The sequence below is a fragment of the Reyranella sp. genome, assembly GCF_004296935.1.
Classification (GTDB): Bacteria; Pseudomonadota; Alphaproteobacteria; order Reyranellales; family Reyranellaceae; genus Reyranella.
The window spans coordinates 1-13,326 of record NZ_SCVH01000021.1 but is presented as its reverse complement, the minus strand read 5'-3'; the positions used below and the strand labels follow the sequence as shown (position 1 = coordinate 13,326).

Below are 13,326 nucleotides of genomic sequence, written 5' to 3'. Positions count from 1 at the left end.
TCGTCGCGGCGATTCGGTCTGGCTGGGCTGGGCGGCCGACGCCGGGCATCCGCTCGACGCGTGACACCATGCGCTACGTGATCGCCCTTCCCTTTCTCTGGCTCGGGATCTTCTTCCTGCTGCCGTTTGCCCTGGTGCTGGCGATCGCGCTCGGCACCAATGCCCCCGACTCGGTGCCGCCGGTCGACCTTGGCATTGGCTTAAAAAGCTTCACGCTGCTGTTCACCGACGATCTCTACCTCGCGGCCTGGCTCACTTCGCTTCGCATCGCCGCCACCTCGACCCTGGTGGCGCTGCTCCTGGGTTATCCCATGGCCTACGCCATCGCCCGCGCGGCGCCCCGGCGCCGGCCGCTGCTGCTGATGCTGGTGGTGCTGCCCTTCTGGACCTCGTTCCTGATCCGGGTCTACGCCTGGATGGGCCTGCTGGACGAGAACGGACTCCTGAACCAGTTCCTGCGCTGGAGCGGAATCGCTGCAAATCCCGGCACGATCCTGGGTACCGAATGGGCGGTCCAGCTCGGCATCGTCTATGCCTACCTGCCATTCATGGTGCTGCCGCTCTACGCCGTGCTGGAGAAGCTCGACGTGAGCCTGCTCGAAGCCGCGGCCGATCTCGGCGCCCGGCCGATCGCGGCCTTCTTGACCATCACCCTGCCACTGTCGCTGCCCGGCGTCGTCGCCGGCTGCCTGCTGGTGTTCATCCCCGCGGTTGGCGAATTCGTGATCCCTGACCTCCTGGGCGGCACCGAGACGCTGATGATCGGCAAGGTGCTATGGGACGAGTTCTTCACCAACGCCGACTGGCCGCTCGCCTCCGCCGTGGCGATCTGCCTGCTGGTGCTGCTGGCGGCTCCGATCGCGCTGTTCCAGCGCCAGCAGGCGCGCGGCCCCGAACCCGCACGGGAGCGACGCCGATGATCGGTCGCGCCCGTTTCGCCTTCACCGTGCTGGGCTTCGGCTACGCCTTCCTCTACCTGCCGCTCGCCCTGGTGATGATCTACTCCTTCAACGAGTCGCGCCTGGTGACGGTATGGGGTGGCTTCTCGACGAAGTGGTGGAGCGCGCTGTTCGCCAACGAGGCGATGCTGCAGGCTGCCTGGTTGTCGATCCGGATCGCCTTCGTGAGCGCCACGGTGGCCGCGATCATCGGCCTGGCGGCGGGCTATGCGCTGGCCCGCGCGCCGCGGTTCCCGGGCCGCGGCCTGTTCGGCAGCCTGGTGATCGCGCCCATGGTGATGCCCGAGGTGGTGATGGGCATTTCCATGCTGCTGCTGTTCGTCGGCGCCGAGCGCATGTTCGGCGGACCGGAGCGTGGCTTCCTCACCATCGCCATTGCCCACGCTACCTTCTCGATCGCTTTCGTGGCCATCGTGGTACAGGCGCGGCTCGCCGATTTCGACCACTCGCTCGAAGAGGCGGCAATGGATCTCGGCGCCACGCCCTGGGTCACGTTCCTGACGGTCACCCTGCCGCTGATCGCGCCGGCCGTCGCCTCGGGCTGGCTGCTGGCGTTCACATTGTCGTTGGACGATTTGATCATGACCCAGTTCGTGGCCGGCGCGCAGTCGCAGACCCTGCCGATGCGCGTCTATTCCAGCGTCCGCCTGGGCGTCGACCCGCAGATCAACGTGCTGGCCACCGTGATCGTGGTGGTGGCGGCCTGTGCACTTATCTTCTCCGGCTGGCTGACGCGCAGGAAAGTTTGAGCTAAGAATCCTCAACTCGGGAGGAAAAAATGCCGAAATCCGGAACCATCAAGGCGTCACGGCGTAACGTGCTGAAGGGGGTCGGAATGGCCGCTGTCGGTGCTTCACTGCCGCCCGCCGGGGCGGCCTTGGCCCAAGGGACGGCGCCCGTCGCCGCGCCGAAGGGACCGAAACTTCTCGAGATGGACGGCAAGGCCAAGCTCGCGGTGCTGGGCGACAAGCCGCTGGTCGCCGAGACCCAGGCCGAGCTGATGGACGACGACGTCACACCCATCGACAAGTTCTTCATCCGCAACAACGGCCTGGTGCCCGACGCGCCGGCCGACGCCAAGGCGTGGAAGATCAAGGTCGACGGTGAGGTCGACAAGCCCATGGAGATCACGCTGGGCGATCTCATGAGCCGCTTCCCCAACGTCTCCTACAAGATGATGCTGGAGTGCGGCGGCAACGGCCGCTCGTTCTTCTCGCCCGAGGCGCGCGGCAACCAGTGGACCAACGGCGGCGCCGGTTGCGCCGAGTGGACCGGCGTGCGACTGGCCGACGTACTCAAGGCCGCCGGCGTGAAGCCGAGCGCGGTCTACACGGGCCAGTATGGTGCCGATCCGCACCTCAGCGGCGATGCCACCAAGCCCTCGATCTCGCGCGGCGTGCCGATCGCCAAGGCGATGGAGCCGCACACGCTGATCGTCTTCAAGATGAACGGCAAGGACCTGCCGCTGATCCACGGCGGACCGGTACGCCTGATCGTGCCGGGCTGGGCTGGCTCGACCTCGACCAAGTGGCTGACCCGCATCTGGGTGCGCGACAAGATACACGACGGTCCCGGCATGGGCGGCTTCTCCTACCGCCTCGCCAAGACGCCGATCGTGCCCGGCAGCAAGGGCGACGAGAAGGATACCGTGATCCTGGAGGCAATGCCGGTCCGCGCGGTCATCAGTTTTCCGGCCGACGGCAGCCGCCTCGCCGCCGGCACCAGGAAGCTCGATCTGCGCGGCCACGCCTGGGCCGGCGAGAACGACGTCAAGACGGTCGACATCTCGACCGACTATGGCGTGACCTGGAAGCCGGCCAAGGTCGACGCACCGCCCAACAAGTATGCCTGGCAGCGCTTCACCGCATCGGTGGATCTGCCGTCGGCCGGCTACTACGAGGTCTGGGCCAAGGCGACCGACAGCAAGGGCGTCACCCAGCCCTTCGTCGCCGGCAACTGGAACCCGCAGGGCTACGGTGGCAATCCGATCAACCGCATCCGGGTGCTCGTCGCTTCTTGACCCAGCTCAACATCACGCATGTCGTCGTCATTTCCCTGACGGCGGTGTTCGTCCTCGTCGCCATGGATCGCGGCGGCGCGTTGCGCGGCCCCCAGCCGACCTACACGCCGCCAGCGCCCGTCCAGGCGGCGGCGCCCGCGGTCGACAGCGAGAAGGGCAAGCCGCCGCCGCACAATGATACGGTCGACGATCTGCCCGAGGGCAAGGGCCGCGAGATCACCTTCTACACCTGCACCGCCTGCCACGGCGTGGCGCTGATCAAGGCGCAGGGCCTGACGCGCGATCTCTGGGATTCGAGTATCGACCTGATGATCGAGAAACACCGCATGCCGCCGGTCAAGCCGGCCGAGCGTGCCGAGGTTCTCGACTATCTCACCGAGCAGTTCCCGCCGCGCCGGCGTGGCCGCAACGCCGACAATCCGTTTCTCAAGTAGCCTTCGCCCACTTCTCCGACCAGGCGTGCAGCGGCAGGAACAGGCGCAGCAACTCCTTGCCGAGCGCCGTCAGGCGATAGCCCGAGTCGGCGTCGAGTTCGACCAGCTTCGCCTCGCGCAGTTCGGCCAGCCGGCCGTTCACGATGGTCGGGCTGGCGCCGATCAGGTCCTGCAGCTCGCGGAAGCGCCGGGGTTCCTCGCGCAGCTCCCAGACGATGCGCAGCACCCACCGCCTGCCCAGCAGGTCGAGCAGCACCATAATCGGCCGGCCCGTCCGGGAGCCACGGACTCGCTTCACCATCTATTACACTCCGTTACTACATTTTCTGTAGCGCCCGCCGATCTGCCACACTACATAAATTGTAGCACCTGAACCGGAGACCAACCATGCCCCGCATCGCCCCCGCCCAAGCCCCCTATCCGCCGCAGATCGCGGCCGAACTCGCCCGCATCATGCCGAGGGGCGTCGAGCCGTTGGTCCTGTTCCGCACGATGGCGAAAAGCCCGCGCGTGTTCGAAAAGATGTTTGCCGCTGGCCTCCTCGACAAAGGCCCGCTGTCGCTGCGCCAGCGCGAGATCGCGATCGACCGCACGACAGCGCGGCTGGGCTGCGAATATGAATGGGGCGTCCATATCGCCTTCTTTGCCGAGCGTGTGGCGATGGATGGCGAACAGGTGTCCGCCATCGTCCATGGGCCGGCCGACGACGCCTGCTGGGCATCCGACGAGCAGGCCCTGCTCGCCGCCGTCGACGATCTCGTCGACCGTCGCACGATCACTGACGCGACCTGGACCGCTCTCAAGCAGCATTTCGACGATGCGCAGATCCTCGAGACGATCGCGCTGGTGGGCTACTACCACACCATCAGCTTCCTCTGCCGCGGACTGGAACTGCCGCTGGAACCCTATGCCGCTCGCTTTCCTAGCGCTTGAGGAAGCGGTCGATCCCGAGGATCAGCAAGCCGAACACCAGGCCCCAGAAGGCCGAGCCCACGCCCATCAAGGTCACGCCCGAGACGGTGACGGCGAGCGTGCCGGCGGCGGCGAGGCGATCCTGGTCGCCCGCAAGCGCAGCCCCCATGGCGCCAGCCATCGAGCCCAACAGCGCCGTGCCGGCGACGGTGACCAGCAGGGCCGGCGGCAAAGCCCCGAAGATGCCGACCAGCGACGCGCCGAACAGGGCGATCAGGCCCCAGAAGAGGGCATAGAAGGGTCCCGTCATCCAGCGCTTCGCCGGATCGGGGTGTGCGTCGGGCCCGGTGCAGAGCGCGGCCGAGATCGCCGCGAGATTGGAGGTGTGCGCTCCCATGAACGCCGTGCCGAGCGAGACGGCACCCGTGACGGCCAGGATCGGCTGCGTCGGCGGCTGGTAGCCCGAAGCGCGCAGCACGGCGAAGCCCGGCAGGTTCTGCGACGCCATGGTGACGAGATAGAGCGGCACTCCCAGCCCCACGAGCGTGGCCGCGTCCCACGCCGGCGCCGTGACGACGAGAGTCGAGAGGCCGATCCCCGGCATCGGCTTCACCAGCCCCAGCGACCAGGCGAGCAGCGCGCCGGCCACCAGCACGACCAGCGAGGCGAGCGCCGGCAGGAAGGCGCGTGCGATCAGGAACAATGCGATCAGCGGCAGGACCAGCAGCGGCGAGGACGGCACATGCTCGACCATCGCCACGACCAGCCGCAACAGGATGCCGGCCAGCATGGCGGCGGCAATGCTGGCCGGAATCCGCTCGATCAGCCGGCCGAGCGGCCGGATCGCGGCGGTGAGCAGGATCAGGATGGCCGCCAGCACGAAGGCGCCGACCGCGGCGGCAAAGCTCGGCACGCCCGCCGTGGAGGCGATCAGCGCGGCCCCCGGCGTCGACCAGGCGGTGATGATCGGCATGCGATAGCGGACACTGAGCGCCAGTGCGCTGAGCGCGGTGGCGAGGCCAAGTCCCGACACCCACGAACTCGCCTGCTCCGGCGTGGCGCCGACGGCCTGCGCCGCCGCCAGCACGATCGGAAGGGTGCCGCCCACGCCGGCGATGGTCGCGACCAGAGCTGCGGTCGCGACGGAAATCAGACCTCCTCCCCTTCGCGGACTCCGCGAAGTCGGTGCTAGGTCGTCGTGCGACCTAGCACCTGAGGTGTCCGCGTCTTCGCGGACGGAGGGGTCGAGGCGACTCGTCTGACTCATGACCCCTCCGTCGTCGTGTGACGACGACACCTCCCCTGCGCGGACTCCGCGCAGAGGAGGAGAGCTTGCTCAAGCATTCGCCCGTTCCACCATCGCCTGCAGGAGAATCTGCGCGCCCGCGCCGATGTCGGTCTTGGTCGCGTCCTCGATCTCGTTGTGGCTGATGCCGTCCTTGCAGGGCACGAAGATCATCGCCGTCGGTGCCACGCGGCTGACATAACAGGCGTCGTGGCCGGCGCCGCTCACGATATCCATGTGGGGGTAGCCCGCCTGCTGGGCGCCGCGACGCACCGCCTCGACCAGGTCCTTGGCGAAGGGCGACGGTGGGAAGTACCAGATCTGCTCGACCTTCACGTCCAGCCGATGCCGTGCAGCGATGTCGGCCACGGCGGCGCGCATCTCGGCGTCCATCTTCGTGAGTTCGGCGTCGTCGGGATGACGGAAGTCGAGGGTCATGAACAGGCGGCCCGGAATGGTGTTGCGCGACTGCGGCTGACTCTCGATCACGCCCACCGTCGAGCGGCCGTTCGGCCTGTTGCCGATTTTTCGCGCCGCCACGATCAGCTCGGCCGCGCCCACCAGCGCATCGCGCCGGCCTTCCATGGGCGTGGTGCCGGCGTGGCTTTCCATGCCGGTCCAGTTGATCTCGTACCAGCGCTGGCCCTGGGCGCCCGTCACCACGCCGATGGTCTTCTTCTCGCGCTCCAGGATCGGGCCCTGCTCGATATGGGCCTCGAAGAAGGCACCGACCTCGCGGCCACCGACCGGTTCCTTGCCGTCATAGCCGATCTTCTTCAGCGCCTCGCCGAAGCTCACGCCATCGCGGTCCTTGATCCCGAGCGCATAGTCGAGCTCGAAGGCGCCGCCGAACACGCCCGAGGCCACCATGGCCGGCGCGAAGCGGCAGCCCTCCTCGTTGGTCCACACCGCGACCTCGATCGGCGCCTCGGTGACGTAGTTGGAATCGTGCAGCACGCGCAGCACTTCGAGCCCCGCCATCACGCCATAGGCGCCGTCGAACTTGCCGCCGGTCGGCTGAGTATCGAGGTGCGAACCAGTCATCACGGGCGGCCGCGCGGGATCGCGGCCCTCGCGGCGGGCGAAGACGTTGCCGAGCTTGTCGATCTTGATCGTGCAGCCCGCCTCTTTGGCCCAGCGCACGAACAGGTCACGCCCGATCCGGTCCAGGTCGGTCAGCGCAATGCGGCAGACGCCGCCCTTCTCGGTGCCGCCGATCTCGGCCAGTTCCATCAGGCTCGACCACAGCCGGTCGGGATCGATGCTGAGGTTGGGACGGTCGGGGGTCTTCATGGCGAACTCCGGATAAACAGGCGGCCAAAATAGCCGTGCCGGCGGCAAATGCCAGCCAGCGAAAGGTAGTGCTTGAGCTTGGCCCCATCCGCTTGCAAGGGTGCGGCTCCCAGGAGGAATCCCGTCCGCATGCTTCCGCTCTCCGACACGCTCGTTCTCGATCTCACGCAGGTCATCGCCGGTCCCACCGCCGGCCAGATCCTGGGCGACATGGGTGCCGACGTCATCAAGGTCGAACCGCTCCAGGGCGAGCATTTCCGGCCGCACTTCGGCGGCGCCTGGGTACCGTCGATGAACCGCAACAAGCGCGGTCTCGCCCTCGATCTCCGCACCGAGGGCGGCCGCGACGTGCTGATGCGTCTGGTCCGTAAAGCCGACGTGTTCATGGAAGCCTTTACGCCGGGCGTCATCGACAAGCTGGGCTTCGGCTGGGAAACCGTATCGAAGGCGAATCCGAAACTGGTCTATGCCTCGGTCTCGGGATACGGCCAGACCGGCCCCTACTCGGGCCGCGCCGGCTACGATCCCTGCATCCAGGCCGAGGTCGGCCTGATCGAGGCGACCGGGCCGATGGATGGCGAGATGTGCCGGGTCGGCACGGCGGCGGTCGACTACTCGACCGGCCTGGCCTGCGCCGGCGGCATCGCCTTCGCTCTGCTCGCCCGCCACAAGACCGGCCGCGGCCAGCGCCTCGACCTCTCGCTGTTCGACGTCGGCGTGCATCTGATGAGCCACTGGATCACCAATCATGGCCTCACCGGCGAGGATCCGGTGCGCATGGGCACCGGCAATTCGATCCTGTTTCCGCTCCGCGTGTTCGAGACCAGGACCAAGCCGATCTACATCGCCGGCACTAACGACCCTTTCTGGAAGATCCTGTGCAAGGCGCTGGGTTGCGAGGAGTGGCTGGCCGATCCACGTTTTGCCACCAACGAGGGCCGCGTCTCCCATCGCGCCATTCTCGAGCCGATGATGGAGCAGCATTTTGCCGAGCATACCTGCGAGGCGCTCCTGGACGTGCTGTTGCCTGCCGGCATGCCGTGCTCGGCCGTCCAGAAGGTGAGCGACCTGATGGACAACGAACATGCGAAGGCGCGCGGCAGCATCGTCGAGTACGACTATCCCGGCCTCGGCCCGGTGAAGGCCGCGTCCAATCCCATAAAACTCTCCGAGGCGCCGCTGGAAGTGAGACGCCTCGCCCCGCGGGTCGGCGAGCACACGATCGAGATCATGCGCGACGTCGGTTTCAGCGACACCGAGATCGCGGCGCTCCGCCACTCCAAGGCCGTCGGTGCGCCATGAAGATCGTCTATTCCGACAAGCACGCCCAGCACGACCCGCAGACCTTCATCGTCCGCGGCGTGAAGCAGAGGAGCGCCGAGCAGCCCGAGCGCGCGACGCGCCTGTTGGCGGCAGCGAAAGACGCCGGCCACGAGGTCATCGCACCAAAAGCCTTCGGCCTCGCCCCCGTCCAGGCGATCCACCGGCCGGAATACATCGACTTCCTCCAGATCGCCGCGCGCGAATGGGCGAAGCTGCCAGGCGCTTCGCCCGAAGTCGTGCCCAATGTCCATCCCGCGCGCTATCCCGCGACCTACCCGAAAAGCCTGGTCGGCCGCGCCGGCTGGCATCAGGTCGATACCGGCTGTCCGATCGGGCCGGGCACCTGGGCGGCCGCCCTCGCGTCGGCCGAGGTCGCCACGACCGCAGCCGACATGGTGTTGTCGGGCACGCGCGAAGCCTATGCGCTCTGCCGGCCGCCCGGCCATCATGCCTATGCCGACATGGCGGGCGGCTTCTGCTTCCTCAATAATACCGCCATCGCGGCCCAGCATCTGCGCGCGACGCACGCACGCGTCGCCGTACTCGACGTCGACGTCCATCACGGCAACGGCACGCAGGGCATCTTCTTCGAGCGCGCCGACGTGCTCACCGTCTCGATCCATGCCGATCCCAGTGCGTACTACCCGTACTTCTGGGGACATGCGCACGAAACCGGCGCCGGCGAGGGCGACGGCTTCAATCTCAACCTGCCGTTGCCCCTGGGCTCCGCCGATGCGCCGTGGCTCGCCGCAGGCGACACGGCGCTGGCGCGCATTCGCGATTTCAAGCCGGGCGCGCTGGTCGTGGCGCTGGGTCTCGACGCCAGCGAAAGCGATCCGCTGCAGGGCCTGAAGGTGACAGCCGCGGGCTTTGCCGCCATGGCGGGAAAGATCGCCCGCCTCGGCCTGCCGACGGTGCTGGTCCAGGAGGGCGGCTATCTCAGCGACGACCTCGGCCACAATCTGGTGCAGTTCCTGGCGGGCTTCGAAAGGGGTCGTGCCTGATACGGACTCGGGCTGACATCAACTCCTTAGCAAACATTGCAGCAAACATGGCATAGTCGCCGTCAACCTCATTTCTCGTGACGGAGTCCCGACATGGCGCGAACGATTGCCGACCTGATGGCCGAGACCCTGCGTGCCGCCGGCGTGCAGCGCATCTACGGCGTGGCCGGCGACTCCCTGAACGGCTTCACCGATTCGCTGCGTCGCATGAAGGAGATCGACTGGGTCCACATGCGCCACGAGGAGGCGGGCGCTTTCGCCGCCGGCGCCGAGGCCCATCTGACCGGCCAGCTTGCCGTCTGCGCCGGCAGCTGCGGACCCGGCAACATGCATCTGATCAACGGCCTGTTCGACTGCTACCGCAGCCGCGTGCCGGTGCTGGCCATCGCCGCCCACATCCCGAGCAACGAGATCGGCGGCCATTATTTCCAGGAGACCCACCCCGAACAGCTCTTCGCCGAGTGCTCGCACTATGTCGAGACGATCTCCAATCCCGAGCAGATGCCGCGCGTCCTCGACAAGGCGATCCGCGTCGCCGTGGCCGAGCGCGGCGTGTCGGTGGTGGTGATCCCGGGCGACGTGGCGCTGCAGACCACAGCCGCCAAGGCGGCAAAGTGGCTGGCGCCCAAGCCGCCAGTGGTGCGGCCCTCCGACTCCGAACTCGATGCCCTGGCGGCCCTGCTGAACGACGGCGAGAAGGTCACCCTGATGTGCGGTGCGGGCTGCGCCGGCGCCCATGATGCCGTGATCGAGCTCGCGCGGGTCCTGAACGCGCCGATGGTCCATTCGCTGCGCGGCAAGGAATATGTCGAATACGACAATCCCTTCGACGTCGGCATGACCGGCCTGATCGGCTTCGCCTCGGGCTACGCGGCGATGAAGGAGTGCGACACGCTGCTGCTCTTGGGCACCGACTTCCCCTACCGGCAGTTCTATCCCGAACACGCCAAGGTGGCGCAGGTCGACCTCCGCGCCGAGAGCCTGGGCAACCGCTGCCGGCTCGACATCGGCGTGGTGGGCGACGTCGCCGACACGATCGCCGCTCTGCTGCCGCGGCTGAAGGCCAAGCGCGAGCGCGCCTTCCTCGACGCCGCCCTCGCGCATTACAGGAAGGCGCGCGCCGACCTCGACAAGCTGGCCGAGGGCGGCCCGGCCGGCGGCAAGATCCATCCCCAGTATGTCGCCCGGCTGCTGAGCGAACTCGCCGACGACGACGCTGTCTTCACCTGCGATGTCGGCACGCAGTCGGTATGGGCGGCGCGCTACCTGAAGATGAACGGCAAGCGGCGGCTGCTCGGCTCGTTCAACCACGCCTCGATGGCCAATGCCATGCCGCAGGCGATCGGCGCCCAGGCCTCGCACAAGGACCGGCAGGTGATTTCCATGTCGGGCGACGGCGGCTTCGCCATGATGATGGGCGACTTCATCAGCCTCACCCAGCTCGGCCTGCCGGTGAAGGTGGTGGTGCTGAACAACGGCACGCTGGGCTTCGTCGAACTGGAGATGAAGGCGAGCGGTTTCGTCGATACCGCCGTCGACCTGAAAAACCCCAACTTCGCGGCGATGGCCGAGGCGATGGGCATCAAGGGCTTCCGGGTCGAGGACCCCGCCCAGCTCGAGGGTGTGCTCAAGGAAGCGCTGGCGCACAAGGGCCCGGTGCTGGTCGACGTGGTGAGCGCGCGCCAGGAGCTGGTCATGCCGCCCAAGGCGACGCTCGACCAGGCCTATCACTTCGGCCTGTTCACCCTGAAGGCGGTGATGGACGGCCGCGCCTCGGAGCTGATCGATCTGGCGCGGACCAATCTCAGGATTTGAGAGGGCTTGCCATCTGACGATGACATCTCTTCATCAGGCATGGGCGGCCCTGCAGCCCAGGCTGAAGATATTGGAGCCATTGCCGTTCTCTTCCGACCAATGGTCTCTGATCGAGCGCCTGCATGTGAGCTTCAACGACCGCGAAGCGCACACTCATTTGCCCATACCGATTGCCCGCTTCCGCGAGACCGCAACGAAAAAGATCCAAGAACATGCGACGCAGTTCGATGATGTCACGACGGTAGCTGTCGATGACGGATGGTTTGCAGAAAACTTTGGCCGCGGTACGCCCGACACGATGGCGCATTTTGTGCGCTTCTATAACGACGACGTCGACGAGATGATGGGCGTCCTCGTCCCTCCCGCGCGCTATCGCAAGGGGCATTATTCGTACGGAAAATTCACGGCTCCTCAGCCGCATGGCCTGCATACCGACCATAGTGCGGAGGATCCTGCGGGCGCGGGAGAACCGATCTGCATCGCCAGGATCGAAACCCTGGGAACGCACTACCTTGCCGGCGATTACAGGGCGTATGACCCCGAAACGCAGAGCATGATCAAGGCATTGCGATACTGGATTGCCGTTCCCGAGGGTGAGCCGGAGAATATTCTCCATGAAATGTTGAAGCGGGAGACGCTCAAGACCATTCCGGTCAACCGCGTCATGCTGATGGTCGCCGGGAACGGTTCGGAAAATTCCCAGGTCACACAACACATCGCCGCCAGACCGCCCGACGGCGGACTGCATTCGGCGTTTTTTCAGAGGCAATACAAGCTCACGTAAAGATGTAGTCGTTGATACAGGCGCCGGCCTTCGATCGGGCACCCCTCGAAGCGACGCTCGACGTGGTGAGTGCGCGCCAGGAACTGGTCATGCCGCCCAAGGCGACGCTACCAGGGCGTAAACTTATAAATACGGGACTGTCCGCTTTTCGAGGCAAAGCGGACATGCAGCGACGCCCCCGGGATGTCATCTCTTGACCCATAGCCGTCCTCGGCAATGTTTAGCCGGCGACGCCGGCTAACATGATCGCGGCGAGGCGGCGCTGCTCCCTCATTCGGGCATCCCGGCGAGGCGCAGGCCTTCAGTCATCCGTTCAGCGTCCTGCGGCCGGCGGAAAGGGGCGAAGTCCTCTTCGACGGACAAACGCATGTCGGGGACCAGTTGGCGTAGTCTCGCCATGAACTTGCGTGCCTTGTCGAAGTTCCCGGCCAAGCCATTCGAGGCCGCCGAGATGCGCAGTACCGCTATACTGTCCGGTTGATGTCTCAGGGCTTTGGCAGCCCATTGCGACGCTTCCTCATACCTGCCTAAGAACATGAGAGCGAACGCCATTGCCACTTCCGAGCGATGGATTTCCGGGTCTACAGGGTTCAATCGCTGGGCCCGGGCAATCTGGCCCAGCGCCGCTTCGTGCTGCCCGAGATACACGCTAACCCACGCACGATTTTGCCATGCAACAGCTAGATTGGGGTTGATGGCAAGCGCCTGGTCCGTCAGCTCCGCTCCGGTGTCGTATTCTCGACAGACGAACACCATTGGATGAGCCGCCCAACAGAGTGCTAACGCATCGTCACGGCCGATGGCCGAGACGCGCGACGCCAAGCGTCTGATCTCGGCTTCCTCCCCAATCTTATCGACCGTCCAGCCCTGGAGCTTGCGGGTCGAATAGCAACGTGCCGCCATACCGTAGGCGGTGGCGAAGTCGGGGTCGAGTTCAATGGCGCGATAGAACAATCGTAGCGCCTGGTCTTGCGCCTCCCGTGTCAGGACACGAACGTACGACATGCCTCGAAGGTAGCAATCGTAGGCATCGAGTTTTTCGCCCGGCTTGCGTCGGGCGCGCTCGATTTCCACCTGATCGAGCTTCGGCGCGATCGCACCGACAACACTCGTCGTCACCTGGTCCTGAAGCTCGAACACGTCCTCCAACGATCCGTCGAAGCGGTCGGCCCAGAGATGAGTGCCAGTCGCGCTATCGATGAGCTGGCCGGTGATGCGCACGCGGCCACCCGCCTTGCGTACGCTTCCCTCAAGAACATAGCGGACGCCCAACTCCCGACCGACCTGCTTCACATCGACGGCTCTACCTTTGTAGGTGAAGCTCGAATTGCGCGCGATGACGAACAACGATTTGAATCGCGAAAGCGCGGTGATGATGTCCTCGACCATGCCGTCGGCGAAGTATTCCTGCTCGGGATCGCCGCTCATATTCTGGAAGGGAAGCACCGCGATGGATGGTTTGTCGGGAAGCGCCAGCGGAGCGTCCACAGGCTGAGG

Annotated in this window: 13 protein-coding genes; 9 read left to right on the top strand and 4 right to left on the bottom strand. The window is 66.1% G+C overall.

Features of this window, described 5'->3' with window-relative positions:
• Window positions 1-68 precede the first annotated feature (68 nt).
• From EPO55_RS02545 to EPO55_RS02530, 4 genes are read left to right on the top strand one after another with little or no spacing between them, the layout of a single operon-like run.
• Window positions 69-920: an ABC transporter permease subunit gene (locus EPO55_RS02545; protein ID WP_296334822.1), complete on the top strand. Its 852-nt coding sequence runs from the start codon at window positions 69-71 to the stop codon at window positions 918-920.
• On the top strand, window positions 917-1,708 hold the full coding sequence (locus EPO55_RS02540; RefSeq protein WP_296334820.1) for an ABC transporter permease subunit: 792 nt from the start codon (window positions 917-919) through the stop codon (window positions 1,706-1,708). The genes EPO55_RS02545 and EPO55_RS02540 overlap by 4 nt, the downstream gene beginning before the upstream one ends.
• 29 nt (window positions 1,709-1,737) lie before the next feature.
• Complete coding sequence (locus EPO55_RS02535) at window positions 1,738-2,979, top strand: sulfite oxidase (RefSeq protein WP_296334819.1); 1,242 nt, start codon at window positions 1,738-1,740, stop codon at window positions 2,977-2,979.
• Window positions 2,976-3,413, top strand: a complete 438-nt coding sequence (locus EPO55_RS02530; protein ID WP_296334818.1) for a hypothetical protein — start codon at window positions 2,976-2,978, stop codon at window positions 3,411-3,413. The genes EPO55_RS02535 and EPO55_RS02530 overlap by 4 nt, the downstream gene beginning before the upstream one ends.
• Here the strand turns inward: EPO55_RS02530 and EPO55_RS02525 are convergent.
• A complete protein-coding gene (locus EPO55_RS02525) occupies window positions 3,406-3,714 on the bottom strand; it encodes a helix-turn-helix domain-containing protein (protein WP_296334817.1) in 309 nt (102 codons plus the stop codon). The genes EPO55_RS02530 and EPO55_RS02525 overlap by 8 nt on opposite strands.
• 86 nt (window positions 3,715-3,800) lie before the next feature.
• On the opposite strand from EPO55_RS02525, the gene EPO55_RS02520 reads away from it, so the two are divergent.
• On the top strand, window positions 3,801-4,346 hold the full coding sequence (locus tag EPO55_RS02520; protein ID WP_296334816.1) for a carboxymuconolactone decarboxylase family protein: 546 nt from the start codon (window positions 3,801-3,803) through the stop codon (window positions 4,344-4,346).
• Here the strand turns inward: EPO55_RS02520 and EPO55_RS02515 are convergent.
• Both EPO55_RS02515 and EPO55_RS02510 read right to left on the bottom strand, forming a co-directional pair.
• The gene (locus EPO55_RS02515) at window positions 4,336-5,475 is read right to left on the bottom strand and encodes a benzoate/H(+) symporter BenE family transporter (RefSeq protein ID WP_363718402.1); all 1,140 of its coding nucleotides are present in this window, start codon (window positions 5,473-5,475) and stop codon (window positions 4,336-4,338) included. The two genes, EPO55_RS02520 and EPO55_RS02515, sit on opposite strands and share 11 nt — an antisense overlap.
• Window positions 5,476-5,661: 186 nt before the next feature.
• Window positions 5,662-6,903, bottom strand: a complete 1,242-nt coding sequence (locus EPO55_RS02510; RefSeq protein ID WP_296334815.1) for a Zn-dependent hydrolase — start codon at window positions 6,901-6,903, stop codon at window positions 5,662-5,664.
• Window positions 6,904-7,032: 129 nt separating this feature from the next.
• On the opposite strand from EPO55_RS02510, the gene EPO55_RS02505 reads away from it, so the two are divergent.
• From EPO55_RS02505 to EPO55_RS02490, 4 genes are all read left to right on the top strand, one after another.
• Window positions 7,033-8,205 carry a CoA transferase gene (locus tag EPO55_RS02505; RefSeq protein WP_296334814.1) on the top strand — a complete coding sequence of 391 codons (1,173 nt, stop codon included), beginning with the start codon at window positions 7,033-7,035 and terminating at the stop codon, window positions 8,203-8,205.
• Window positions 8,202-9,230: a histone deacetylase family protein gene (locus tag EPO55_RS02500; protein WP_296334813.1), complete on the top strand. Its 1,029-nt coding sequence runs from the start codon at window positions 8,202-8,204 to the stop codon at window positions 9,228-9,230. Before EPO55_RS02505 ends, EPO55_RS02500 begins: the two co-directional genes overlap by 4 nt.
• Window positions 9,231-9,323: 93 nt before the next feature.
• Window positions 9,324-11,045, top strand: a complete 1,722-nt coding sequence (gene poxB, locus EPO55_RS02495) for a ubiquinone-dependent pyruvate dehydrogenase (protein ID WP_296334812.1) — start codon at window positions 9,324-9,326, stop codon at window positions 11,043-11,045.
• A 19-nt stretch (window positions 11,046-11,064) separates the two neighbouring features.
• A complete protein-coding gene (locus EPO55_RS02490; protein WP_296334811.1) occupies window positions 11,065-11,829 on the top strand; it encodes a hypothetical protein in 765 nt (254 codons plus the stop codon).
• Between the two features lie 270 nt (window positions 11,830-12,099).
• Here the strand turns inward: EPO55_RS02490 and EPO55_RS02485 are convergent.
• Window positions 12,100-13,326: tetratricopeptide repeat protein (locus tag EPO55_RS02485; RefSeq protein WP_296334810.1), on the bottom strand; the 1,227-nt coding region annotated here is incomplete at its 5' end.